This window comes from Pseudomonas sp. B14-6 (genome assembly GCF_013260315.1).
GTDB lineage: Bacteria > Pseudomonadota > Gammaproteobacteria > Pseudomonadales > Pseudomonadaceae > Aquipseudomonas > Aquipseudomonas mandelii.
In genome coordinates, this window is record NZ_CP053929.1 from 1,635,098 (window position 1) to 1,659,166 (window position 24,069).

20 protein-coding genes and 3 pseudogenes are annotated in these 24,069 nt (G+C 60.1%); 16 read left to right on the forward strand and 7 right to left on the reverse strand.

Annotated features, from left to right (window positions below):
• Positions 1–117: 117 nt before the first annotated feature.
• Complete coding sequence (locus tag HP062_RS07375) at positions 118–645, reverse strand: DUF3087 domain-containing protein (protein WP_172791161.1); 528 nt, start codon at positions 643–645, stop codon at positions 118–120.
• Between the two features lie 226 nt (positions 646–871).
• Between HP062_RS07375 and ppnN the strand changes: the two genes are divergently transcribed.
• The gene (ppnN, locus tag HP062_RS07380; RefSeq protein WP_010455076.1) at positions 872–2,245 is read left to right on the forward strand and encodes a nucleotide 5'-monophosphate nucleosidase PpnN; all 1,374 of its coding nucleotides are present in this window, start codon (positions 872–874) and stop codon (positions 2,243–2,245) included.
• A gap of 177 nt (positions 2,246–2,422) precedes the next feature.
• On the opposite strand, the gene HP062_RS07385 is transcribed toward ppnN, so the two are convergent.
• A complete protein-coding gene (locus HP062_RS07385) occupies positions 2,423–2,599 on the reverse strand; it encodes a DUF2790 domain-containing protein (protein ID WP_172791162.1) in 177 nt (58 codons plus the stop codon).
• Positions 2,600–2,803: 204 nt separating this feature from the next.
• Here HP062_RS07385 and HP062_RS07390 point away from each other — a divergent pair, with 204 nt between their 5' ends.
• From HP062_RS07390 to HP062_RS07405, 5 genes and pseudogenes are all read left to right on the forward strand, one after another.
• Positions 2,804–3,544: a response regulator gene (locus tag HP062_RS07390; protein ID WP_077749277.1), complete on the forward strand. Its 741-nt coding sequence runs from the start codon at positions 2,804–2,806 to the stop codon at positions 3,542–3,544.
• Positions 3,545–3,566: 22 nt separating this feature from the next.
• Positions 3,567–3,863, forward strand: a pseudogene (locus HP062_RS07395) (two-component sensor histidine kinase); the annotation flags it as partial.
• A 216-nt stretch (positions 3,864–4,079) separates the two neighbouring features.
• The gene (locus tag HP062_RS07400) at positions 4,080–4,505 is read left to right on the forward strand and encodes a hypothetical protein (RefSeq protein ID WP_172791163.1); all 426 of its coding nucleotides are present in this window, start codon (positions 4,080–4,082) and stop codon (positions 4,503–4,505) included.
• A gap of 65 nt (positions 4,506–4,570) precedes the next feature.
• Positions 4,571–4,666, forward strand: a pseudogene (locus HP062_RS31000) (ABC transporter substrate-binding protein); the annotation flags it as partial.
• Between the two features lie 108 nt (positions 4,667–4,774).
• Complete coding sequence (locus tag HP062_RS07405) at positions 4,775–4,999, forward strand: hypothetical protein (protein WP_010455083.1); 225 nt, start codon at positions 4,775–4,777, stop codon at positions 4,997–4,999.
• A 158-nt stretch (positions 5,000–5,157) separates the two neighbouring features.
• On the opposite strand, the gene HP062_RS07410 is transcribed toward HP062_RS07405, so the two are convergent.
• Both HP062_RS07410 and HP062_RS07415 read right to left on the reverse strand, forming a co-directional pair.
• Positions 5,158–6,441, reverse strand: coding sequence for a Zn-dependent hydrolase (locus HP062_RS07410; protein WP_172791164.1), 1,284 nt, complete (start codon positions 6,439–6,441; stop codon positions 5,158–5,160).
• Between the two features lie 131 nt (positions 6,442–6,572).
• Positions 6,573–8,056: pseudogene (locus HP062_RS07415) on the reverse strand (NCS1 family nucleobase:cation symporter-1).
• 554 nt (positions 8,057–8,610) lie between these two features.
• Between HP062_RS07415 and hydA the strand changes: the two are divergent.
• The 3 genes from hydA (at position 8,611) to preA (ending at position 12,850) form a co-directional block, all read left to right on the forward strand.
• Positions 8,611–10,050: a dihydropyrimidinase gene (gene hydA / locus HP062_RS07420; RefSeq protein ID WP_010455090.1), complete on the forward strand. Its 1,440-nt coding sequence runs from the start codon at positions 8,611–8,613 to the stop codon at positions 10,048–10,050.
• A gap of 157 nt (positions 10,051–10,207) precedes the next feature.
• Entirely contained in the window at positions 10,208–11,575 is a 1,368-nt protein-coding gene (locus HP062_RS07425) for an NAD(P)-dependent oxidoreductase (RefSeq protein WP_172791165.1), read from the forward strand.
• On the forward strand, positions 11,576–12,850 hold the full coding sequence (preA, locus tag HP062_RS07430) for an NAD-dependent dihydropyrimidine dehydrogenase subunit PreA (RefSeq protein ID WP_010455094.1): 1,275 nt from the start codon (positions 11,576–11,578) through the stop codon (positions 12,848–12,850).
• A gap of 147 nt (positions 12,851–12,997) precedes the next feature.
• Here the strand turns inward: preA and HP062_RS07435 are convergent, their stop codons facing one another.
• Positions 12,998–13,618, reverse strand: a complete 621-nt coding sequence (locus HP062_RS07435; RefSeq protein WP_010455096.1) for a TetR/AcrR family transcriptional regulator — start codon at positions 13,616–13,618, stop codon at positions 12,998–13,000.
• Positions 13,619–13,936: 318 nt separating this feature from the next.
• On the opposite strand from HP062_RS07435, the gene HP062_RS07440 reads away from it, so the two are divergent.
• From HP062_RS07440 to HP062_RS07470, 7 genes are all read left to right on the forward strand, one after another.
• On the forward strand, positions 13,937–15,232 hold the full coding sequence (locus tag HP062_RS07440) for an OprD family porin (RefSeq protein ID WP_010455098.1): 1,296 nt from the start codon (positions 13,937–13,939) through the stop codon (positions 15,230–15,232).
• Positions 15,233–15,417: 185 nt separating this feature from the next.
• Complete coding sequence (locus HP062_RS07445; RefSeq protein ID WP_172791166.1) at positions 15,418–16,236, forward strand: NAD(P)-dependent oxidoreductase; 819 nt, start codon at positions 15,418–15,420, stop codon at positions 16,234–16,236.
• Positions 16,237–16,289: 53 nt separating this feature from the next.
• Entirely contained in the window at positions 16,290–17,183 is an 894-nt protein-coding gene (locus tag HP062_RS07450) for an SMP-30/gluconolactonase/LRE family protein (protein ID WP_172791167.1), read from the forward strand.
• Between the two features lie 61 nt (positions 17,184–17,244).
• Positions 17,245–18,216 carry a TRAP transporter substrate-binding protein gene (locus HP062_RS07455; RefSeq protein ID WP_010455104.1) on the forward strand — a complete coding sequence of 324 codons (972 nt, stop codon included), beginning with the start codon at positions 17,245–17,247 and terminating at the stop codon, positions 18,214–18,216.
• Positions 18,217–18,294: 78 nt separating this feature from the next.
• Complete coding sequence (locus HP062_RS07460; RefSeq protein ID WP_010455106.1) at positions 18,295–18,822, forward strand: TRAP transporter small permease; 528 nt, start codon at positions 18,295–18,297, stop codon at positions 18,820–18,822.
• Positions 18,823–20,103, forward strand: coding sequence for a TRAP transporter large permease (locus HP062_RS07465; RefSeq protein WP_154501119.1), 1,281 nt, complete (start codon positions 18,823–18,825; stop codon positions 20,101–20,103). It abuts the gene before it with no gap.
• Positions 20,104–20,228: 125 nt separating this feature from the next.
• Positions 20,229–21,113 (forward strand): aldose 1-epimerase, encoded by an 885-nt coding sequence (locus HP062_RS07470; protein WP_172791168.1) that lies wholly within the window; start codon positions 20,229–20,231, stop codon positions 21,111–21,113.
• Here HP062_RS07470 and HP062_RS07475 read toward each other — a convergent pair.
• Both HP062_RS07475 and ercA read right to left on the reverse strand, forming a co-directional pair.
• Positions 21,098–22,825 (reverse strand): NahK/ErcS family hybrid sensor histidine kinase/response regulator, encoded by a 1,728-nt coding sequence (locus HP062_RS07475; RefSeq protein WP_172791169.1) that lies wholly within the window; start codon positions 22,823–22,825, stop codon positions 21,098–21,100. The genes HP062_RS07470 and HP062_RS07475 overlap by 16 nt on opposite strands.
• Positions 22,809–23,972: an alcohol dehydrogenase-like regulatory protein ErcA gene (gene ercA / locus HP062_RS07480; protein ID WP_010455114.1), complete on the reverse strand. Its 1,164-nt coding sequence runs from the start codon at positions 23,970–23,972 to the stop codon at positions 22,809–22,811. Before ercA ends, HP062_RS07475 begins: the two co-directional genes overlap by 17 nt.
• Between the last annotated feature and the right edge of the window lie 97 nt (positions 23,973–24,069).

Consider the following 24,069-nt stretch of genomic DNA (forward strand, 5'->3'; position numbering starts at 1 on the left):
TTAGCGCCATCCAGTCGTGCCTGACACTCGGACCGCTATGCCCCACCAGAAACAAGATAGGCGATTTGCTCGCGTTGTGACGGGTTTGTGTGGAGTGAGGATGCGACCCCACGGGATTTACGTCGGTGTCTGCTTCACTGCTTCAAGCCAGGCGGGGTTCAGTTGTGTTTGTTCGGTGTCGAGGCCCAGCGCTTCCATCCGCGCCTTGTGTTGCTCCACTTCCCGGCTCAATTGCCCATGGTCGCTGGAGTTGCCGTCCAGTTCGTGCATCTGGCTCAAGCCCAGATGGTAGAAGCGCAGCAGTTTCATGGCCGTCGGATCACCCGCCTCCACCGCCGCCGTCACTTGATGCATCACATTGGTGATGCTCATCAGGCTGCGCTTGAGCTGCCAGCCGTACACCGCCGGCGCCATCCAGGCCTGAGACCAGAACATGCCGCGCATCAGCGCCACCATCAGCAGCACCGCGACAAACACGCCGCCGACGTTAAATCGCAGATTGTCGCCCCCCGGCTCGCCAAACAACGCCACCGCCGCAGTGGACAGCACCATCGCCAGCGCCAGAAATATCAGCGCAATAATGACCGTGCTGCGCCGCGTCTGCTTTCGAAAGAGTTCGGGGTTCATCGGCTGGATTTCGAACATCGTGACGGGGTTCCTTGCATCAATGGTAAAAGGCTCGGTGAGCGAAAAGACTGCGGGGCATTATCGCCCCTGTGCAGGATTTAGCTATGCTGGGCGCCTCTTCATCTTTTCATCGTCAAACGGGGAACATGGCGATACAGCGCAGTTCGTGCCATCTTCTTTCTTGGATACACACTATTCGGATGCCATTTGCCTGTTTGAACGGCATCGTTTTAAGGATCATTGAATGACCCAACGACAAGTAATCAACGCCTCCGTCAGCCCTAAAGGCAGCCTGGAAACCCTTTCTCAACGTGAAGTACAGCAACTGAGCGAAGCCGGATCCGGCAGCACCTACACCTTATTCCGCCAGTGCGCCCTGGCCATCCTCAATACCGGCGCCCATGTTGATAACGCCAAGACCATCCTTGAAGCCTACAAAGATTTCGAAATCCGCATCCACCAGCAGGACCGCGGCGTCCGCCTGGAACTGCTGAATGCCCCGGCTGACGCCTTCGTCGACGGCGAAATGATCGCCAGCACCCGGGAAATGCTGTTCAGCGCCCTGCGTGACATCGTCTACACCGAAAACGAGCTCGACGCCCAGCGCATCGACCTGAGCACCTCCCAGGGCATCAGCGACTACGTCTTCCACCTGCTGCGCAACGCCCGCACCCTGCGCCCCGGTGTCGAGCCGAAGATCGTGGTGTGCTGGGGTGGCCACTCGATCAACACCGAAGAATACAAATACACCAAGAAAGTCGGCCATGAACTGGGCCTGCGCAGCCTCGACATCTGCACCGGTTGCGGCCCCGGCGTGATGAAAGGCCCGATGAAAGGCGCGACCATTGCCCACGCCAAGCAACGCATCCACGGTGGCCGCTACCTCGGTTTGACCGAACCCGGCATCATCGCCGCCGAAGCGCCGAACCCGATCGTCAACGAACTGGTGATCCTGCCGGACATCGAGAAACGCCTGGAAGCCTTCGTGCGCGTGGGCCACGGCATCATCATTTTCCCGGGCGGCGCCGGCACAGCCGAAGAGTTCCTGTACCTGCTCGGCATCCTCATGCACCCGGACAACGCAGGCCTGCCCTTCCCCGTGGTGCTCACCGGGCCGAAACATGCGGCGCCGTATCTGGAGCAACTCGACGCGTTTGTCGGCGCAACGCTGGGTGACGCCGCGAAACAACACTACGAAATCATCATCGACGACCCGGCCGAAGTCGCGCGCCAGATGACCCAAGGCCTCAAAGCGGTCAAACAGTTCCGCCGCGAGCGCAATGACGCGTTCCATTTCAACTGGCTGCTGAAAATCGACGAAGGCTTCCAGCGCCCGTTCGACCCGACCCACGAAAACATGGCCAACCTCAAACTCAGCCGCGACCTGCCACCCCACGAACTGGCGGCCAATCTGCGCCGCGCGTTCTCCGGCATCGTCGCCGGCAACGTCAAGGACAAGGGCATCCGCCTGATCGAAGAACACGGCCCTTACCAGATCCGTGGCGATGCGGCGGTCATGCATCCGCTTGATCAATTGCTCAAGGCCTTCGTTGCGCAGCACCGGATGAAACTGCCGGGTGGCGCGGCTTATGTTCCGTGCTATCAGGTGGTTGCATAACAAAGCTTATGTGAGCTGTAACATCGCGAGTCGGCCTTGTGAGAGCGAGGTTGCTCGCGATGAGGCCGGTACATCCAACTGTGCTGTTACCTGTACGACCGCTATCGCGAGCAGGCTCGCTCCTACAGGTTGAACGGGCAAATCCGGGGAATCTGGTCGGCCCGAAGGCCGCCGAGATCAGCCGCCCTGATTGCCACACGCCGCAAACTTGCTGTAATCCAATACCTTCTGCGTACCGCTCGAATCCAGATACGTCACCCGCGCACTCACAATCCCGCAATTTGCTCCGCCGTCTTCTACAGTGGAAATCACCGTCTTGATATCCCCATTTAAACGGCCGGAGGTATCTTCCATGTGTCGTAAAACCGGGACTACTAAGGCGTAAGGTGTCACACAGGGCAACCAATACAGTTCGATACACCCGCCCCTGAAAAAAAGCCGACTTGTATGCCCCTGTATCAAAGTCATCTCCAGATACAGTGAGATACAAAGGCCGGCAGGCAGGTGCGGCGTGGCTCCCTAGAATGCGCGACGTGCGAATAACAAGAGGTTTGAGCAATGGAACACGTGAACCACATCCTGATCGTCGATGACGATCGCGAGATCCGTGAACTGGTCGGTAATTACCTGAAAAAGAACGGCCTGCGCACCACCGTGGTTGCCGATGGCCGGCAGATGCGCAGCTTTCTTGAAACCAACACCGTGGACCTGATCGTGCTCGACATCATGATGCCCGGCGATGACGGCCTGCTCCTTTGCCGCGAACTGCGCTCAGGCAAACACAAGGCCACGCCGATCCTGATGCTCACCGCCCGCAACGACGAAACCGACCGCATCCTCGGCCTGGAAATGGGCGCGGACGATTACCTGACCAAACCGTTCTCCGCCCGCGAACTGCTGGCGCGGATCAACGCCGTACTGCGCCGCACCCGGATGCTGCCGCCCAACCTGCTCATCACCGAAAGCGGCCGGTTGCTGGGCTTCGGCCGTTGGCGCCTGGACACCACCGCCCGCCACTTGCTGGACGAAGACGACACGATGGTTGCACTCAGTGGCGCCGAGTACCGCTTGCTCCGGGTATTCCTCGATCACCCGCAGCGCGTGCTCAGTCGCGACCAGTTGCTCAACCTCACCCAGGGCCGCGACGCCGACCTGTTCGACCGCTCCATCGACTTGCTGGTGAGCCGTCTGCGCCAACGGCTGATGGATGACTCCCGGGAGTCGACCTACATCAAAACCGTGCGCAGCGAAGGCTACGTGTTCTCCTATCCCGTGGAATTGCTCGGCGCCGAATCATGAAACGCTACCTGCATTGGCCACGGACGCTGTCGGTGCGCAATATGCCTTGGCGTTTACTCGCATCCAAGGTGCGCAACAGCACTTCCAGGCACACCTGAAACTCGCCGACGGCAGCCCGCTGACCATCGACGTCCGGCCATCGGTGATGCCGTTGTCCTCGGGGCTGCCGATGGTGCTGCTGGTGCAACTGACCCTTTTATTGATCCTCGCCCAGGCAGTGGACACCTAGGATCCGAACACCCACGCGGTGCATCTGGACGAAAAAGGCCCGACCGAAGTCGCCCATGCCGCCAAGGCGTTCAACGCCATGCGAAGGCGGCGGCCTGTGCGCTGAGCTCACCCTCGCGGCAAAACCCTTGTCGCAGCTTGGGGCAAGGGTTTTGTATCCGTCTGTATAAGAACCCCGAACGGATACGTATAAGCCGATTTCAGCGCGTTCAAGCACACATCACCGATACACCCGGGCGTTTAACTGTGTTCACCGGATAGCAGCAGCTACCGACCCACACACATTCAAGCGCACGGAGAATCACCCATGTTCAACTTCTCGAAAGTCTCGTCCCTGGTACTCGGTCTGGCATTGGTTGGCGGCCTCGGCCTGTCGAACCTGGCGTCGGCCAATACCGTCAGCGCTGCGTCCCACAGCCAGATCCAGCAACTGTTGGTGGAAGGTGGCTCGGACCGGTTGCAACAGAATCGCGTCGCTGAATATGGCTCTGAAAACCTGCAAAACAACCGTGTTGCTGAAGGTGGTTCCGATCGCCTGATCGAGAACCGCGTTGCCGAAGGCGGTGCTGATCGCCTGCAAGAGCTTCGTGAGCGTGTGGCTGAAGGTGGCGCGGATCGCCTGCAAGAACTGCGCGAACGTGTCGCGTCGATCAACCCGAAGAATGCCATACAAGGGGGTGTTGTCGTCGCGGAGAATCGTCCTGAGTTCGGTTCCAAATATCAGCGTTACTGATCAAACTCTGCAAACCGCCAGAGATCAATTGTGGACGCGAGCCGGCCCCAGGCGGCGTGGTGGTGGTGGCGCGCTGGCAACAGGCGCTGGATGAAATGAGACGCGACGGACGTCTCGAACGACTCAGGCAGCGTTGGCCCAGCGACACCACCCCCCGCTGACAGTGGATCAACGCGCTCGATATCAACTATGCGCAAGGGTGTTTTCTCATCGCGACGCTCCAGCACTACAGTGGCCACATCTTCTCCCCACTCTACTGGAGCAACATCATGAAAAGCATCATTGGTCTTGGTTTCGCCCTGTCGGTTCTTGGCGCTACATCCGCCATCGCCGCCCCACATGCCACCTCGCAAGTCGTTGCGGCAGCCAAAGTCAGCCAACCGGCAACATTGAACGTGAACACTGTCGGCGTCGATCACAAAGACAGTCAGGCCAGCAAACTCTACGTCGCGGAAAACCGCCCTGAGTTTGGTTCGAAGTATCAGCGCTATTGATTAACGGCTTTGGGCCGTTTGAAACAGGAAACCCCGGGTAGATCCGATCTACCCGGGGTTTCTCGTATCCGGGCAGGCGTGTAACCGAATCACTGTAGATCGTAGGCTCCAGCGGCGCAGGCGCAGGCGCAGCCAAAGTCTACGATCATGTTCGCGCTTCAGGCCGCCAGTTGGCCGCTGGCAATCGCCGCCGACGCGGCCAGCATCGCCCGCAACAACACCGCACACCCTGCCGCCAGATCATCCGGCGCGGCATTTTCGATTTCGTTGTGGCTGATGCCGCCTTCGCACGGCACGAAGATCATCCCGGCCGGGCCGAGTTCAGCGAGGAAGATCGCGTCGTGCCCTGCTCCGCTGACGATGTCCATGTGCGACAGCCCCAGACCCTGCGCAGCCCCGCGTACCGCTTCGACGCAACCCTTGTCGAAGTAGAGCGGCGGGAAGTCGGCGGTGGGTGTCAGTTCGAAGGTCAGGCCGTGCTCCTCGCAGGTGGTTTCGATGACTTCACGGACTTCGGCGATCATCGAGTCCAGGCGCGCCGGTTCCAGATGACGGAAATCCAGGGTCATGCGCACTTCGCCGGGGATGACATTGCGTGAGCCGGGATAGGCTTGCAGGCATCCGACGGTGCCGCAGGCATGAGGTTGATGGCCGAGAGCGGCGCGGTTCACTGCGCCGACAATCACGGCAGCGCCGACCAAGGCGTCCTTGCGCAGGTGCATTGGCGTCGGGCCGGCGTGGGCTTCGACGCCGCGCAGTTTCAGGTCGAACCATTTCTGGCCGAGGGCGCCCATGACGATGCCGATGGTTTTGTGTTCGTCTTCGAGGATCGGGCCTTGCTCGATGTGCGCCTCGAAATAGGCACCGACGGCATGGCCGCTGACCTTGCGTGAGCCGGCGTAACCAATGGCATTCAACGCTTCACCAACGGTGACGCCATCGGCATCGACCTTGGCCAGGGTTTCTTCGAGGGTGAATTTTTCCGCGAACACGCCGGAGCCCATCATGCACGGGGCGAAGCGCGAGCCTTCTTCGTTGGTCCAGACCACCACTTCCAGCGGCGCTTCGGTTTCCACGCCGAGGTCGTTGAGGGTGCGCAGCACCTCGACGCCGGCCAGCACACCGAAGCAGCCATCGAACTTGCCGCCCGTGGGTTGGGTGTCGATGTGGCTGCCGGTCATCACCGGGGGCAGGTTCGGGTTGCGGCCGGGGCGGCGGGCGAAGATGTTGCCGACGGCGTCGACGCTGACGGTGCATCCGGCCTCCTCGCACCAGTTGACGAAAATGTCCCGGGCCTGACGGTCGAGGTCGGTCAGGGCGAGGCGACAGACGCCACCCTTGACCGTGGCGCCGAGTTTGGCCAGGTCCATGAGCGACTGCCACAAGCGGTCGCGGTTGATGTGCTGATGGGTGGACTGCAGAACGTCTACAGCAGCGTTCATGGTGATCTCCTCAGGCAGTTCTTATGAATATTTGTTTGGTGTTTTTGAGGCCGTCTTCGCGAGCAAGCTTCGCTCCTGCAAGGAATACGCGAACCTGTAGGAGCGAGGCTTGCCCGCGAAGAGGCCAGTGCTCACGCCGCAGATTTCGCGATTGACGCGCTAGGCCGCATCGAGCACAACCCGTAATAAATCAGCCCCCCAGCGCCGAGCCGGTAAACCAGCCATAACTGTAGAACCAGCTGAACGCGTCGCTGCCCAGGGACAGCAGCGTCAACGCCACCGGCACGCCAAACGCGATAAACCCGAACCAGTTCCACGCCGGGTACACGTCATCGCGATACAGACCGACCAAGTCCAGTTGCTGTTTCTTGATCAGGAAATAGTCCACCACCATGATCCCGGCGATCGGGCCCAACAGGCTCGAATAGCCCAGCAACCAATTGGAGTAAACCGTCTCCAGGCTCAGATCCGAAACGATCAATCCAAGCTTCTTCAACAGCTCATGGGCCATCAGCGCCAGGCCGACCAGGCCAGTGAGGATCACCGCCTTCGTGCGGTTGATGAGCTTGGGCGCGACGTTCTGGAAATCGTTGGTCGGCGACACGATGTTGGCCGCCGTGTTGGTGGACAACGTGGCAATGATGATCAGCGCCATGGCCACCGCGACCCAGACCGGGCTCTGAATGTGACCGATCAGGGTGACCGGATCGGAGACGCTGACGCCCACCAGTTTGACCGAGGCCGCCGTCATTACCACGCCCAGCGAGGCGAACAGGAACATGGTCAGGGGCAGTCCGATGATTTGCCCGACGATCTGGTCCTTCTGGCTTTTCGCATAACGACTGAAGTCCGGAATGTTCAGGGACAACGTGGCCCAGAACCCGACCATCGCGGTCAGCCCGGCGGCAAAGTAACTGACCACGCTGGCCCCTTCCGGGCGCTTGGGCGGGATCGCCATCAGTTCGGTCATCGACACGTTCGGCATGGCCCACACCAGCAGGCCTGCGCCCACCAGCACCAACAGCGGCGCCGAAAGGGTTTCCAGCCATTTGATCGAGTCCGCACCGCGAATCACCACCCACAGGTTCAAGGCCCAGAACACCATGAAGCCAATCACCTCGCCGGTGCCGCCGAGGGCTTTCCAGCCATCGAACACCGAGCCGAGAAACAGGTGAATGGCCAGTCCGCCAAACATTGTCTGAATGCCGAACCAGCCGCACGCCACCAGCGCCCGAATCAGGCAAGGAACGTTGGAGCCGAGGATGCCGAAGGACGAACGCAGCAGCACCGGAAACGGAATGCCGTACTTGGTACCGGGGAAAGCGTTCAGGGTCAGCGGGATCAATACGATGATATTGGCGAACAGAATCGCCAGCAGTGCTTCGCCGACACTCAGACCGAAATAAGCGGTGAGTACGCCGCCGAGGGTGTAGGTCGGCACGCAAATCGCCATGCCAACCCACAGGGCGGTAATGTGCCATTTGTTCCAGGTTCGTTCACGCACCTTGGTCGGTGCCATGTCGTGGTTGTAACGGGGACTGTCGAGGACGTCGCTGCCGGCTTCGAGCTCAAACAAGCCGTCGCGCTCGGTCACTTGCGATCTGATCTGTTGCATGGCCGCTCCACTGTTCTTTGAATTATTTTTTGCTCATCAGGGGCTGTTGGCATCAATAAGCGTGCCGGGCACCCCGTTTGCGCATCGGGCAGTTCCACAAAAACTTCGCAACCAACTGATGTTTATCAGTTTTTATATACCGTCCAAATAGTCCCTCGGTTACTTGCCTGTTCACTCAGGCCGAATGCCGGGCAAGTTGTCCGAACCGTCAGGGCTCAATCTGGTGCATGGGTCTTTTTTTTCAAAGTTGCGCATCAACCATAGACCATCCTCAAGCAGCTGATTTCACATAAGAAATCTCGTTCATTTTGAGAACCTGTCAAGTGCGTCAAAATGGTTCAGGACCACACCATTTTGGTGATTTCACAATTTAATCGTTATTTATCAATATGTTAAAACAGCAATAAGCTTATAAAAAATATTCTTGCTCATTCCATAAACTCAGACTAGTTTCTATTCCTGACAGCGCTGACAGGAATACACCTGTTTGCGCCGGCTTCATATAAAACATTTAGAACCGACATAAGTCGGTCATTGCCTGCGAGGAACTCGGAATGTCTCTGTTGATCCGTGGCGCCACCGTTATTACCCATGATGAAAGTTATCGCGCCGACGTCTATTGCGCCGACGGCGTGATAAAAGCCATCGGCGACAATCTTGATGTTCCGGCCGGCGCCGAAGTGCTCGACGGCAGCGGCCAATACCTGATGCCCGGCGGCATCGACCCGCACACGCACATGCAACTGCCCTTCATGGGCACCGTGGCCAGCGAAGACTTTTTCAGTGGCACTGCGGCAGGCCTTGCCGGTGGCACCACGTCGATTATCGACTTCGTGATTCCCAACCCGCAGCAATCCTTGATGGAGGCGTTTCATCAGTGGCGCGGCTGGGCTGAGAAGTCGGCGTCGGATTACGGTTTCCATGTCGCCATTACCTGGTGGAGCGAACAGGTGCGCGAGGAAATGGCGGAGCTGGTCAGCCAGCACGGGGTCAACAGCTTCAAGCATTTCATGGCGTACAAGAACGCGATCATGGCCGCCGACGACACCCTGGTAGCGAGTTTCGAGCGCTGCCTGGAGTTGGGCGCGGTTCCGACCGTGCATGCGGAAAACGGTGAGCTGGTCTATCACCTGCAACGCAAGTTGATGGCCCAGGGCATCACCGGTCCCGAAGCGCATCCACTGTCGCGACCTTCTCAAGTGGAAGGCGAAGCCGCGAGCAGGGCGATCCGCATTGCTGAAACCCTGGGCACGCCGCTGTACCTGGTGCATGTCTCGACCAAGGAAGCGCTGGACGAAATCACCTATGCCCGCAGCAAGGGCCAGCAGGTCTACGGCGAAGTGTTGGCCGGGCATCTGCTGCTGGACGACAGCGTCTACCAACACCCGGACTGGCAGACCGCCGCCGGTTACGTGATGAGCCCGCCCTTCCGTCCTCGCGGCCACCAGGAAGCGCTTTGGCACGGTTTGCAATCAGGCAACCTGCACACCACCGCCACGGACCACTGCTGCTTCTGTGCCGAACAAAAAGCCGCCGGGCGAGATGACTTCAGCAAAATCCCCAATGGCACTGCCGGTATCGAAGACCGCATGGCTGTGCTCTGGGATGAGGGGGTCAACACCGGCCGTTTGTCGATGCAGCACTTCGTGGCGCTGACCTCCACCAACACCGCGAAGATCTTCAACCTCTACCCGCGTAAAGGTGCGATCCGCGTGGGCGCTGATGCGGACCTGGTGCTGTGGGATCCGGAGGGCACGCGGACCATTTCGGCGAAGACTCACCACCAGCAGGTCGACTTCAACATCTTCGAAGGCAAGACCGTGCGCGGTGTGCCGAGCCATACCGTGAGCCAGGGCCGAGTGGTGTGGGCCGATGGTGATCTGCGCGCTGAGCGTGGTGCCGGGCGGTATGTCGAACGGCCGGCGTATCCGGCGGTGTTTGACTTGCTGAGCAAGCGGGCTGAGCAGAATAAGCCAACTGCCGTGAAACGCTGAAAATCGAGGCCTTCGGCCTTCGCGGGCAAGCCTCGCTCCTACAGTGGCACGCATTCCAAAAAACAGGAGCGAGGCTAGCCCGCGAAGAGGCCGGCCGCGACAACACAAAACCAATGCCCATCAGAGGCAGTACCTCAATAACCGTGAGGCCAACACCGTGATCAAGTCCCTGAACCACCTCCCGCATCCCTATGAGAATGCGGCCGCCCTTGCCGGCCACTTCACCGACCTGGCACCGCCACTCAACGACCGTCAGGCGCATCTGGAAGCTTCGCGCTGCCTGTATTGCTACGACGCGCCGTGCGTGAATGCCTGCCCGAGCGAGATCGATATCCCGTCATTCATCCGCAACATCCATCAGGACAACGTCCAGGGCGCCGCGCAGAAAATCCTCTCGGCGAACATCCTCGGCGGCAGCTGCGCACGGGTGTGCCCGACGGAAATCCTCTGCCAGCAAGCCTGCGTGCGCAACAACGACCACGAGTGCGCACCGGTATTGATCGGCCTGTTGCAACGTTACGCCGTCGACAACGCGCACTTCAGCGAACACCCCTTCCAGCGCGCCGCCACCACCGGCAAACGCATCGCTGTGGTCGGTGCCGGCCCGGCCGGGTTGTCCTGCGCTCACCGCAGTGCGATGCATGGCCACGACGTGGTGATTTTCGAAGCACGGGAAAAGGCTGGCGGCCTCAACGAATACGGGATCGCCAAGTACAAACTGGTGGATGACTATGCGCAGAAAGAGCTTGAGTTCCTGCTGCAGATTGGTGGCATCGAAATCCGTCACGGCCAGAAACTCGGCGAAAACCTGACCCTCAGCGAACTGCATCAGCAATTCGACGCGGTGTTCCTTGGCCTCGGCCTGGCCGCCAGCAAGCAACTCGGTTTGCCTCACGAAGACGCCCCCGGCCTGCTCGCTGCCACCGATTACATCCGAGAACTGCGTCAGGCCGATGACCTGAGCCAATTGCCGCTGGCCGATCATTGCATCGTCCTCGGCGCCGGTAATACGGCCATCGACATGGCCGTGCAAATGGCCCGCCTCGGCGCTCACGACGTGAATCTGGTGTACCGCCGTGGTGTCGAGGAAATGGGCGCCACCGGTCACGAGCAGGACATTGCCAAGGCCAATCAGGTGCGCTTATTGACGTGGGCGCAACCCGAAGAAGTGCTGCTCGATGACCAAGGCAACGTGCGCGGCATGCGCTTCGCCCGCACGCACCTGGTGGACGGCCGTCTGCAAACCACCGGCGAAACCTTCGAGCTGGCCGCCGACGCGATCTTCAAAGCCATCGGCCAGGCCTTCGACGCCAGCGCCCTCGCCGATCCGCTGGCACGCGAACTCAAACGCCAGGGTGATCGAATCCAGGTTGATGAACAGCTGCGTACCAGCATTCCCGACGTGTATGCCGGTGGCGACTGCACCAGCCTCGATCAGGACCTCACCGTGCAAGCCGTGCAGCATGGCAAACGGGCGGCCGAGGCCATCAACGCTCAACTGATGCTCAACGTGGAGGCTGCGTAAATGGCCGATCTTTCGATTGTCTTCGCCGGCATCAAATCGCCGAATCCGTTCTGGCTGGCCTCCGCGCCGCCGACCGACAAGGCCTACAACGTGGTTCGTGCCTTCGAGGCTGGCTGGGGCGGCGTGGTCTGGAAAACCCTGGGTGAAGACCCGGCAGCGGTGAACGTGTCGTCGCGTTACTCCGCGCTCTTCGGTGCCAACCGTGAAGTGGTGGGCTTCAACAATATCGAGCTGATCACCGACCGCTCGCTGGAGATCAACCTGCGGGAAATCACCCAGGTCAAAAAGGACTGGCCGGACCGCGCGCTGATCGTGTCGCTGATGGTGCCCTGCGTCGAAGAGTCGTGGAAGTTCATCCTGCCGCTGGTGGAAGCCACCGGCGCCGACGGCATCGAATTGAACTTCGGTTGTCCCCACGGCATGCCGGAACGCGGCATGGGCGCGGCGGTCGGCCAGGTGCCGGAGTACGTCGAGCAGGTCACCCGTTGGTGCAAGACCTATTGCTCGCTGCCGGTGATCGTCAAGCTCACGCCGAACATCACCGACATCCGCGTCGCCGCCCGTGCAGCCCATCGCGGCGGGGCCGATGCGGTGTCGCTGATCAACACCATCAACTCGATCACCAGCGTCAATCTGGAGCGCATGGTCGCCAATCCCGCCGTGGGCAGCCAAAGCACCCACGGTGGTTATTGCGGTTCGGCAGTGAAGCCGATTGCGCTGAACATGGTCGCCGAAATCGCTCGTGATCCGCAGACTCAGGGTTTGCCGATCTCCGGCATTGGCGGCATTGGCAGCTGGCGTGATGCCGCGGAATTCATCGCCCTGGGCAGCGGCTCGGTCCAGGTGTGCACCGCGGCGATGCTGCATGGCTTCCGGATTGTCGAGGAGATGAAGGACGGTCTGTCACGCTGGATGGACAGTCAGGGTTACGCCAGCATCCCGGAGTTTTCCGGTCGCGCAGTGGGCAATACCACGGACTGGAAGTACCTGGACATCAACTATCAAGTGATTGCGAAGATTGATCAGGACGCGTGCATTGGCTGCGGACGCTGCCACATTGCTTGCGAAGATACCTCGCACCAGGCGGTAGCCAGTTTGAAGCAAGCGGACGGAACGCATAAGTATGAAGTGATTGATGATGAGTGCGTCGGCTGCAACCTGTGCCAGATCACCTGCCCGGTGGAGGATTGCATCGAGATGGTGCCGATGGAGAACGGCAAGCCGTTTCTGGATTGGAATCATGACCCACGAAATCCCTACCATGTTGCCGTTTGAGATCTGCGTCGCCTGAGCCTTCGCCTGCGTCTTCGCGGGCAAGCCTCGCTCCTACAGGTTTTGTGTCGATCCACGATTAATTAATCGACGCTGGCCCTGCAGGCGCGAGGCTTGCCCGCGAAGAGGCCGTCAGCCGCACCGCAAACCTCAAGGCTCCAACCCGATCCCGCGCAAAATCACACTCGTCACCGTCTGCACCGCCCGTTCGAACTGCATGTCCGACAGTGGCTGATGGTCGTTGAGGATATTCACCTGATGATCAAAGTCCGCGTAATGCTGGGTCGACGCCCAGATCATGTACAGCAGGCTTGAAGGCTCCACCGGCAGGATGCGTTTGTCGTCCACCCACTGGCGGATTTTCGCTTCTTTCATCTTGGCCCAGTCGTACAGGCTCGCGTCCAGCGCTACGCCCAGGGTGGGGGCGCCGTGGATGATTTCATTGGCCCAGACTTTCGACCCATAAGGCCGGCTGCGCGAGTGGTTCATCTTGGCGCGGATGTAGCTGCTGAGCACTACGCGCGGATCATCAAACATCTCGAAGCACAGCGCGTCCTGCTTCCACACTTCCAGCAAACCCAACAGCACGGCGCTGTACAGCTCGCTTTTGGTGCTGAAGTAGTAATGCAGGTTGGAGCGCGGCAGTTGCACTTCGGCGGCAATGTCGGCCATGGCGGTGCCGCCGAAGCCTTTTTCGGCGAAGACCTTTTCAGCCCCCAGCAAAATCTTCTCGACGTTACTGCGACGAATCTCGATCTTGTGATTGCCCATGAGGGCTCCCTGACAACAGCGTTGGCCAAGACTAGCATCCGCTCTAGCTCGCGGCGACAAGGGAAAAACGAAACTTCACGCGCAGGTAAACCGGCGCTCCTTTCGACCGGCCTCCGAGGCGGCGGCGGTGCCTCCTCGGCTCCTTGCCCCCGACAATCGTGAGCCGAACCGGATCCCACAGGGATTCGAGCACACCGGAGCAAGTCATCGTATAACTTCTGATTGACAATCCCTGAACGGCCCGCAAATAATCGCCCCAATGTTGTACGACGACGTATGACAAAAAATAAAAACAACAAGAAACAAGGGAGCGTCACTGTGAGCAAACTCGTCCGCAATTCCTTCGCCAGCACCCCTCGCCCGACCTTTGTATGCCGCACCACCCTGAGCCTGATCGGTTGCAGCGGCCTGGCCTTCGCCTTGCCGATGACCAGCTATGCAGAAGGTTTCGTTGATGACGCCAAAGCCACGTTGAACCTGCGTAACGCCTACATCAATCGCAATTACACCAACCCGGCCTATCCCCAGGGCAAGGCTGAGGAATGGACGCAAAACTTCATCCTCGACGCCAGGTCCGGATTCACCCCGGGCCCGGTCGGTTTCGGTGTGGATGTGCTGGGCTTGTACTCGCAAAAACTCGACGGCGGCAAAGGCACAGGCGGCACCCAGCTGCTGCCGATCCACGACGACGGCCGCCCGGCCGACAATTTCGGCCGCATGGGCGTGGCCCTCAAAGGCAAAATCTCCAAAACCGAAGTGAAGGTCGGGGAATGGATGCCGGTGCTGCCGATCCTGCGCTCCGACGACGGCCGCTCGCTGCCGCAAACCTTCCGTGGCGGCCAGGTGACGTCCACCGAGATCAGTGGCCTGACGCTCTACGGCGGCCAGTTCCGCCAGAACAGCCCGCGCAACGATGCGAGCATGGAAGACATGTCCATGAACACCAAGGCCGCGTTCACCTCGGACCGCTTCAATTTCGGCGGCGGCGAATACGCGTTCAACGACAAGCGCACCCAGGTCGGCGTCTGGTACTCGGAACTCAGCGACATTTACCAGCAGCAATATTTCAACCTGAGCCACAGCCAGCCCATCGGCGACTGGACCCTGGGCGCCAACCTCGGTTACTTCATCGGCAAGGAAGACGGCAGCGCTTTCGCTGGCGACCTCGACAACAAAACCGCATTCGCCATGCTCTCGGCCAAATATGGCGGCAACACCTTCTACGTCGGCCTGCAAAAACTCAGCGGCGACGATGTCTGGATGCGGGTCAACGGCACCAGCGGCGGCACCCTGGCCAACGACAGCTACAACTCCAGCTACGACAACGCCAAGGAAAAATCCTGGCAGTTGCGTCACGACTATAACTTCGTCGCCCTCGGCGTTCCTGGCCTGACGATGATGAACCGCTACATCAGCGGCGATAACGTGCACACCGGGACGATCACCGATGGCAAGGAGTGGGGCCGCGAGTCGGAACTGGCCTACACCGTGCAAAGCGGCCCGCTGAAGAACCTCAACGTCAAATGGCGCAACGCGACCATCCGCAAGAGCTTCAGCACCAACGAATTCGATGAAAACCGCATTTTCATCAGTTACCCGATTTCGTTGCTGTAAGGCAGACATCCCTTGCGGGCTCACATCAATCCTGTGGTCAGAAGATCCTCTTATCACAGGGATGTGTGAAATGACCCTCCGTCATTTTCAACCAAAGTCGCGTTGACAAGACTCGGAAAGCCTTACGATACTTCAACAAAGTCATACGACAACCTACAACAATAATAGCGCCCCAAGGGACTCCCATGACCACCACTTCTACAGCCCCTTTCAATCGCCTGTTGCTGACCGGTGCCGCCGGTGGCCTCGGTAAAGTGCTTCGCGAAAGCCTGCGCCCTTATGCCAATGTCATTCGCCTGTCGGACATCGCCGACATGTCCCCGTCCATCGATGATCGCGAAGAAGTCGTCAAATGCGACCTGGCGGACAAGCAGGCCGTCCACCAGCTGGTCGAAGGGGTGGACGCGATCCTGCACTTTGGCGGCGTCTCGACGGAGCACTCGTTTGAAGAGATCCTCGGTGCCAACATCTGTGGCGTCTTCCACATCTACGAAGCCGCACGCCGCCATGGCGTGAAACGGGTGATTTTCGCCAGTTCCAACCACGTCATCGGCTTCTACAAGCAAGGCGAAATCATCGACGCCCACTGCCCTCGCCGCCCGGACAGCTATTACGGCTTGTCCAAGTCCTACGGCGAAGACATGGCCAGTTTCTATTTAGATCGCTACGGCATCGAGACCGTCAGCATCCGCATCGGCTCCTCGTTCCCGGAACCGCAGAACCGCCGAATGATGAGCACCTGGCTGAGTTTCGGCGACCTGACCCACTTGCTCGAACGCGCGCTGTACGCGCCGAACGTCGGGCACACCGTGGTGTACGGCATGTCGGACAACAAGAACGTCTGGTGGGACAACCGTTTCGCGACCGCCTTGGGCTATGCACCGCAGGACAGCTCTGAAGTGTTCCGCGAAAAAGTCGAAGCGCAGCCGATGCCTGCGGCAGACGACCCGGGCATGGTTTACCAGGGTGGCGCGTTTGTGGCGTCCGGCCCGTTCGGTGACTGAAACCGCTGACTTCACTTGATCCCCACAACAAAAATCCAAGGGAATGAGTTGCCATGCAAGCCGAATTGATTGTTGATGCCCGTAACGCGGTAGGAGAAAGCCCGGTCTGGGTCCCCGAGGAAAACGCCCTGTACTGGGTGGATATTCCTGCCGGTGGATTGCAGCGCTGGAGCGCCGACAGCGGTCATGTCAATGCCTGGAAAGCCCCACAAATGCTCGCCTGCATCGCCCGTCACCGCGATGGCGGTTGGGTGGCCGGGATGGAAAGCGGCTTCTTCCATTTGCAGCCGCACAACGACGGCAGCCTCGACAGCGAACTGCTGGCCCACGTCGATCACGCCCGCGTCGACATGCGCCTGAACGACGGTCGCTGTGATCGTCAGGGCCGTTTCTGGGCCGGCAGCATGGTGCTGAACATGGGCGCCAACGCCGCCGATGGCACGTTGTATCGCTACAGCGCCGGGCAACGCGGACCGCTCGAAGCGCAACTCGGCGGGTTCATTGTGCCCAACGGCCTGGGCTTCAGCCCGGACGGCCGGACGATGTACCTGTCTGATTCCCATCCTCTGGTCCAGCAGATCTGGGCCTTCGATTACGACATCGACAGCGGCACGCCATCCAATCGGCGGTTGTTCGTCGACATGAATCAATTCCCCGGACGCCCCGACGGCGCAGCGGTCGATGTCGAAGGCGGCTACTGGATCTGCGCCAACGACGCCGGGCTGATTCACCGCTTCACCCCGGACGGTCGACTGGACCGTTCCCTCGCCGTGCCCGTGAAAAAACCCACCATGTGCGCCTTCGGTGGCAGTCGACTGGACACGCTGTTCGTGACCTCGATCCGCCCCGGTGACGACGATGACCCGCAATCACTGGCCGGCGGCGTGTTTGCGCTCAATCCCGGCGTCAAAGGTTTACCGGAACCGCTGTTCAACGATCTGCTTTAACCGCTCCTGCTACACCCTTGCGCCTTGAATACAAAAAAAATAACAAACTGGAGACACCCCCATGGACTTCAAACGCACCTTGCTCGCCGCTGCACTCCCTTTGGCCTTCACCCTCAGCAGTGCCGCTCAGGCGCTGGAAATCAAATTCGCCGACATCCACCCCACTGGTTATCCGACTGTGGTGGCCGAGGAGCAACTGGGCAAAACTCTGGTGGCCGACAGCAACGGCGCCCTGACCTTCAAGATGTTCGCCGGCGGTGTGCTCGGCTCGGAAAAAGAAGTGGTTGAACAAGCCCAGGTCGGCGCCATTCAGATGGCGCGGGTCAGCCTCGGTATCGTCGGGCCGGTGGTGCCGGACGTGAACGTGTTCAACATGCCGTTCGTGTTCCGCGACCAGGCGCACATGCGCAAGGTCATTGACGGTGAAGTCGGCGACGAGATCCTGGCCAAAATCACCGATTCCGAGTTTGGCCTGGTTGCCCTGGCCTGGATGGATGGCGGTACTCGCAACATCTACACCAAAAAACCGGTCAACAACCCCGAAGATCTCAAAGGCATGAAGATCCGCGTAATGGGTAACCCCATGTTCATCGAAACCATCAACGCCATGGGCGGTAACGGTATCGCGATGGACACTGGCGAAATCTTCAGTGCCTTGCAGACCGGTGTGATCGATGGCGCAGAAAACAACCCGCCAACGCTGCTTGAGCACAACCACTATCAAAACGCCAAGTTCTACAGCCTGACCGGCCACCTGATCCTGCCCGAGCCTATCGTGATGTCGAAAATCACCTGGGAAAAACTCACCCCCGAGCAGCAGACGCTGGTGAAGAAAGCCGCCAAAGCCGCACAGGCGCAAGAACGCATCTTGTGGGATGCGAAGACGGCCAGCAGTGAAGAAAAACTCAAGGCCGCCGGGGTCAAGTTCATCACCGTCGACAAGAAACCTTTCTATGAGGCAACCGCCTCGATCCGCGAAAAATACGGCGCACCTTATGCCGACCTGATCAAGCGCATCGAAGCCGTTCAGTAACCCTCCTTGCCCTCATGAAAGGCCCGGCGCCATTGACGTGGGTATATGTCAGTGCGCGCCCGGTTACGGTGAAACCCGATGAAGAATCTACTGCTACGCATCAACGACAAAATTTACATGACCTGCATCTGGGTAGCCGGTCTGTCGGTCCTGACCATTTCCCTGATCATTCCCTGGGGCGTCTTTGCCCGTTACGTCCTCGGCACCGGCTCAAGCTGGCCGGAGCCCACTGCCATCTTGCTGATGATGGTCTTCACCTTCATCGGCGCCGCTGCCAGCTACCGCGCCGGCGCGCACATGGCCGTGGCCATGCTCACCGACCGCATGCCCCCCGGAGTGCGCAATGCGATGGCGATTGTCTCGCAACTGCTGATGGCGACTATTTGCCTGTTCATGACTATCTGGGGCACCAAGCTCTGCCTGTCGACCTGGAACCAGTTCATGAGCGCCATGCCGACGTTGCGTGTGGGCATCACCTACATGCCGATCCCGATTGGCGGCTTGCTGACGCTGATCTTTGTCCTGGAAAAACTCTTGCTCGGTGACCAGAGCAACCGTCGGGTCGTGCGTTTCGACCTGGTTGAAGAAAGCGAAGGGGCTGCCTGAATGGACGCGTTGATTCTGTTGGGCAGTTTTATTGCACTGATCCTGATCGGCATGCCGGTCGCTTACGCACTGGGGCTTTCCGCCCTGATCGGTGCGTGGTGGATCGACATCCCGTTCCAGGCGCTGATGATTCAGGTCGCCGGCGGCGTGAACAAATTCTCGTTGCTGGCGATTCCGTTCTTCGTACTGGCCGGCGCGATCATGGCTGAGGGCGGCATGTCCCGCAGGCTGGTGGCCTTTGCCGGTGTGCTGGTCGGGTTTGTCCGTGGCGGCTTGTCGCTGGTCAACATCATGGCGTCGACCTTCTTCGGCGCAATCTCCGGCTCTTCGGTGGCGGACACCGCCTCGGTCGGCTCGGTGCTGATTCCTGAGATGGAACGCCGCGGCTACCCGCGGGAGTTTGCCACGGCCGTCACGGTCAGCGGCTCGGTGCAAGCGCTACTGACCCCGCCCAGCCACAACTCGGTGCTCTACTCACTGGCCGCTGGCGGCACGGTGTCGATTGCGTCGCTGTTCATGGCCGGCGTCGTCCCCGGGCTGCTGATGAGCGCGTGCCTGATGGTGCTGTGCCTGATCTTCGCGAAAAAGCGCAACTACCCCAAGGGCGAAGTCATCCCCTTGAAGCAGGCGCTGAAAATCTGCGGCGAAGCCATGTGGGGCCTGATGGCGATGGTCATCATCCTCGGCGGGATTCTCTCGGGTATTTTCACCGCCACCGAATCGGCGGCGATTGCGGTGCTGTGGTCGTTCTTCGTGACCATGTTCATCTACCGCGACTACAAGTGGAGTGAACTGCCGAAGCTGATGCACCGCACAGTGCGGACGATTTCGATCGTGATGATCCTGATCGGCTTCGCGGCGAGCTTCGGCTACATCATGACGCTGATGCAGATTCCGTCGAAGATCACCACGATGTTCCTGACCCTGTCGGACAACCGTTACGTGATTCTGATGTGCATCAACGTCATGCTGCTGTTGCTCGGCACCGTGATGGACATGGCGCCGCTGATCCTGATCCTGACGCCGATCCTGATGCCGGTGATTCTGGGCATTGGCGTTGACCCGGTGCAGTTCGGCATGATCATGCTGGTGAACCTGGGGATCGGATTGATCACGCCGCCGGTGGGCGCGGTATTGTTTGTGGGGTCGGCCGTGGGCAAAGTCAGTATCGAAAAAACCGTGAAGGCGCTGCTGCCGTTCTATGCCGTGCTGTTCCTGGTGCTTTTGGCCGTGACCTACATTCCGGCGCTGTCGCTGTGGTTGCCACATTTGGTGTTGTAAAACCTTTTCTGCAGGAGCCAGGCTTGCCGGCGAAAGCGTCCATGAGTGGGCCTTCGCCGGCAAGCCTGGCGCCTACAAACAGCCTGTTCACCCATTACCGAAAAACCTGAATATCGCGGGTCTACATGACGCCAGAAATTCTCGAACTCAAAGACGAACTCACCCACCTCACCCTCGCCCCCGGACTCGGCGGCAGCGTTGTCAACTGGACCGTTCGCAGTACCGGGCAACCGCTGCTGCGTCACAACGACGCCCATGCGCTGAACACCGGCCTGCCGGGCAAACTGGGCTGCTATCCCCTGATCCCCTGGTCTAACCGCATCGCCGAAGGAGGTTTTGACTGCCCCGAAGGCTGGCTCGCCTTGACGCCCAACAGCCTCACCGATCCGTTACCGATTCACGGCAGCGCCTGGCAACAACCGTGGCAGGTGATGTCGCAGACCCATGACGAAGTCGTCCTGCAACTCAACAGCATTGCCCCCTTCGCCTATCGCGCCCGGCAGCGGTTTCATCTGAAAGAGGGCCGATTGAGTATCGATCTGCACGTCACCCACTTGGCCAAACACCCCGCGTGGCATGGGCTAGGCCTGCACCCGTACTTTCCGCGCACCGCCGGCACGCGACTACAGGCTCAAGCGGAAAAAGTCTGGTTATGCGATCAATCGAAACTGCCGACCGAACGGATGGACGTGCCCGACGAGTGGGACTTTCATCAGCTCAAAACCCTGCCGGACACGCTGGTCGACAACGGTTTCTGCGAATGGGACGGTCATTGCCTGATCCAGCAACCCGAGCTCGGTTATGAACTGGAATGCCAGGCCACCGGCAGCGATAACTACCTGCTCTACTGCCCGGTGGGCCTGGGTTTTTTCTGCATCGAACCGGTCAGCCATCCGGTCAACGCCCACCACTTGCCGGGTCGGCCGGGGCTGCGTCTGCTGGAGCAAGGTCAATCCACCGAACTGGGTTTCAGCCTGCACTATCGCCGGCTTGATCAGCCCAACATCTGACTGAGCACTGCACGCAACTTGCCGGGTTTCACCGGCTTGTTCAGCAGCGGCGCGTCGAGTCGCTGCAACGAGCGCCGACATTGGTCGGTGCGGTCGGCGGTGATGATCACCGCTGGAATCGTCCGGTTGAAATGCTCGCGCAAGTGCCGCACCACATCACAGCCCACCACCCCGTGATCGAGGTGGTAGTCCGCCAGGATCAGTTCCGGCGCCCGCCCCTGCAAGGCCGCCAGCGCTGAGTGCTCATCCGTGGCAATGACCACCTCACAGCCCCACTGCCCGAGCAACGCGCTCATGCTCTCCAGAATGCTCACTTCGTTGTCCAGCACCAGCAGGCGCCGGCCCGGCAACGGGTTACCCGTACCCGGCTGCGGCGCGGCCAGACTGATCGGTAGCGGAATCTCATGGGAAATCGGCACGTCAATGCTGAACATCGAACCGCGTCCCGGGCGCGAATGTACGCCGATTTTATAGCCGAGGATCTTGGCGATACGCTCGACAATCGCCAGTCCGAGCCCCACGCCCTTACGGTCAGCGGCGCGCCCGACGTCCAGTTGATTGAATTCGAGGAAGATCGAGTCCAGCCGGTCCGCCGCGATCCCGCGCCCGGTGTCCCACACTTCCAGGCGCAGCATGTTGCCGCGCCGTCTGGCCCCCAGCAGAATGCAGCCCTCATCGGTATATCGGCAGGCGTTGCTGAGAAAGTTGCGCAGGATTCGGGTCATCAAGCGCAAGTCGGTGTGAATGGCGTAGTCGCCCATGTGCACCCGCAGGTTCAACCCGGCGGCCTCGGCCACCGACTGGAACTCCGAGACCAGCGGCGCGAGCAATTCGTCGAGGCGGTACAACGCGACGTCCGGCTTGACGGCGGCCTGATCGAGCCGGGAAATATCGAGCAAATCGGTGAGCAAATCTTCAGCGCCTTCCAGGGCCTGGTGCGTGCGCTCCACCAGCACCTGCTCGACATCCGGCAATTTGCGCTCGCGTAACGTCGAGATCAGCAAACGGGCGGCGTTGAGCGGTTGCAGCAGGTCGTGGCTGGCGGCCGCGAGGTATTTGTCCTTGCTGCGGTTGGCGGCTTCGGCGGCGTCCCGGGCGTCGCGCAACGCTTCTGCGATCTGTTTACGCTGGGTGATCTGCTGTTGCAGGTTGCAATTGGCTTCGAGCAGTTCGTCGGTGCGCGCGGTCACCCGCTGCTCCAATTCGTCATTGAGTTGTTGCAGGCGCTGCTGGGCGATTTTGCGTTCGGTGATGTCGGCGACAAAGCCCTCTACCAGCCCTTCCTGATCGGGTTTGAGCAACAGGTTCATCAACACGTCGAGGCTGCTGCCGTCCTTGCGCCGCAATTGGGTTTCATAACCGTGCAGGCTGCCTTGGTGGCGGAGGATTTCGCCGATGTTCTCCAGCTCCCGGGCACCGCCGACAAACAGGTTGCTCGCCAGGTCCGCGAGCGAAAACAACACTTCTTGCGGGTCCTGATAGCCGAGCATTCGTGCCAGCGCCGGGTTGGCGGCGCGCATGCCTTGCAGCAGGCTGGCCTGGAAGATCCCGTGCACGGCGTTTTCGAACAGCCACTTGTAGCGGTTGCGCTCGGCTTCCAACTCGTCCAGCCGTGCGGCGAGTTCCGGGTAATGGCTCTTGCGCGCCGAGTGGCTGCCTAATCCCAGTAGCCCGGCGAGCGCGCGTTGCTGCTCGTCAGAGGGCTTCGCCATAGACGACCTCGACATCACGCTGACTGGATTCGCGCGGGTTGGTGAGGATGCAGGGGTCGTGCATGGCGTGTTGCGACAGGAACGGAATGTCCGCGGTGCTGACCCCGTGCAACCCCAGGGTTTCATGGAAGCCGATCGCGTGTTTCAGGGCGATCAGGTGCTCGACCAGCCGTCCGCTGATCTGCCGGTGATTGAGCCCACGGCAATCGATGCCGAGGGTCTCGGCGATCACCTTGAAGCGATCCGGCGCCGAGCTGTAGTTGAACGCCACCACGTGTTCCACCAATACCGCGTTACACAAGCCGTGGGGCAAATCGAGGAAGCCGCCGAGGCTGTGGGACATCGCGTGCACCGCGCCCAGAATCGCGTTGGAGAACGCCAGGCCGGCCTGCATGCTGCCCAGCATGATTTTTTCGCGCAGGGCGATGTCGCCCGGGTTGGCGATCATCTGCACCAGGTTACCGTTGATCAGGCGCATCGCTTCCAGCGCGTGCGGGTCGGTGAGTGGCCCGTGGCCGGTGGAGACGAACGCTTCGATGGCATGCACCAGCGCATCGATGCCGGTACAGGCCGACAGGAACGGGTCCATGCTCAGGGTGGTTTCCGGGTCGATCAGCGACACGTCCGGCACCACGGCCTTGCTGACGATGGAGAACTTCATGCGTTCTTGCTGGTTGGAAATGATCACGAACTGCGAGACATCGGCCGAGGTGCCGGCGGTGGTCGGAATCAGGATCAACGGCGGGCTGGGCACACGAATGGTGTCGACGCCTTCGAATTCAAGGATGTTGCGCCCGTGGGCGACGACGATGCCGATGCCTTTGCCGCAATCCATCGGGCTGCCACCGCCGACCGCGACGATCACATCGCAGTGGTTTTCCTTGTACAACTCGGCGCCGAGCATGACTTCCTCGACCCGCGGGTTGGGTGACACGTCGCTATAGAGAAAGTAGTCGATGCCCTGGGCTTGCAGGCTGGCTTCGACATCGGCCACCCAACCGGCGGCAATCACACCGGGGTCGCTGACCACCAGCACCTTGCGCGCACCAAAGGTTTTGGCGCAGTTGCCGACGTTATGCCGGCAACCGGCACCGAAGATGATTTCAGGCGAAACGAATTTACGCAGCTGGCTGAGACTCTGGCTCATTGGAAAGCCTGTTTTTATTGTTTTGAAGGTAGAACCACACTAACCCATCCCGACGCGAATGCAATCAGACCAATGGGTAGCAAGCAGGCCGATATTG

Coding starts and splice junctions, on each gene's coding strand:
- HP062_RS07470 (WP_172791168.1), top strand. CDS start 20,229: ATGACGCCAGAAATTCTCGAACTCAAAGACGAACTCACCCACCTCACC.
- ppnN (WP_010455076.1), top strand. CDS start 872: ATGACCCAACGACAAGTAATCAACGCCTCCGTCAGCCCTAAAGGCAGC.
- HP062_RS07445 (WP_172791166.1), top strand. CDS start 15,418: ATGACCACCACTTCTACAGCCCCTTTCAATCGCCTGTTGCTGACCGGT.
- HP062_RS07435 (WP_010455096.1), bottom strand. CDS start 13,618: ATGGGCAATCACAAGATCGAGATTCGTCGCAGTAACGTCGAGAAGATT.
- HP062_RS07465 (WP_154501119.1), top strand. CDS start 18,823: ATGGACGCGTTGATTCTGTTGGGCAGTTTTATTGCACTGATCCTGATC.
- HP062_RS07410 (WP_172791164.1), bottom strand. CDS start 6,441: ATGAACGCTGCTGTAGACGTTCTGCAGTCCACCCATCAGCACATCAAC.
- hydA (WP_010455090.1), top strand. CDS start 8,611: ATGTCTCTGTTGATCCGTGGCGCCACCGTTATTACCCATGATGAAAGT.
- HP062_RS07475 (WP_172791169.1), bottom strand. CDS start 22,825: ATGGCGAAGCCCTCTGACGAGCAGCAACGCGCGCTCGCCGGGCTACTG.
- HP062_RS07400 (WP_172791163.1), top strand. CDS start 4,080: ATGTTCAACTTCTCGAAAGTCTCGTCCCTGGTACTCGGTCTGGCATTG.
- ercA (WP_010455114.1), bottom strand. CDS start 23,972: ATGAGCCAGAGTCTCAGCCAGCTGCGTAAATTCGTTTCGCCTGAAATC.
- HP062_RS07385 (WP_172791162.1), bottom strand. CDS start 2,599: ATGGAAGATACCTCCGGCCGTTTAAATGGGGATATCAAGACGGTGATT.
- HP062_RS07455 (WP_010455104.1), top strand. CDS start 17,245: ATGGACTTCAAACGCACCTTGCTCGCCGCTGCACTCCCTTTGGCCTTC.
- HP062_RS07390 (WP_077749277.1), top strand. CDS start 2,804: ATGGAACACGTGAACCACATCCTGATCGTCGATGACGATCGCGAGATC.
- HP062_RS07450 (WP_172791167.1), top strand. CDS start 16,290: ATGCAAGCCGAATTGATTGTTGATGCCCGTAACGCGGTAGGAGAAAGC.
- preA (WP_010455094.1), top strand. CDS start 11,576: ATGGCCGATCTTTCGATTGTCTTCGCCGGCATCAAATCGCCGAATCCG.
- HP062_RS07405 (WP_010455083.1), top strand. CDS start 4,775: ATGAAAAGCATCATTGGTCTTGGTTTCGCCCTGTCGGTTCTTGGCGCT.
- HP062_RS07460 (WP_010455106.1), top strand. CDS start 18,295: ATGAAGAATCTACTGCTACGCATCAACGACAAAATTTACATGACCTGC.
- HP062_RS07375 (WP_172791161.1), bottom strand. CDS start 645: ATGTTCGAAATCCAGCCGATGAACCCCGAACTCTTTCGAAAGCAGACG.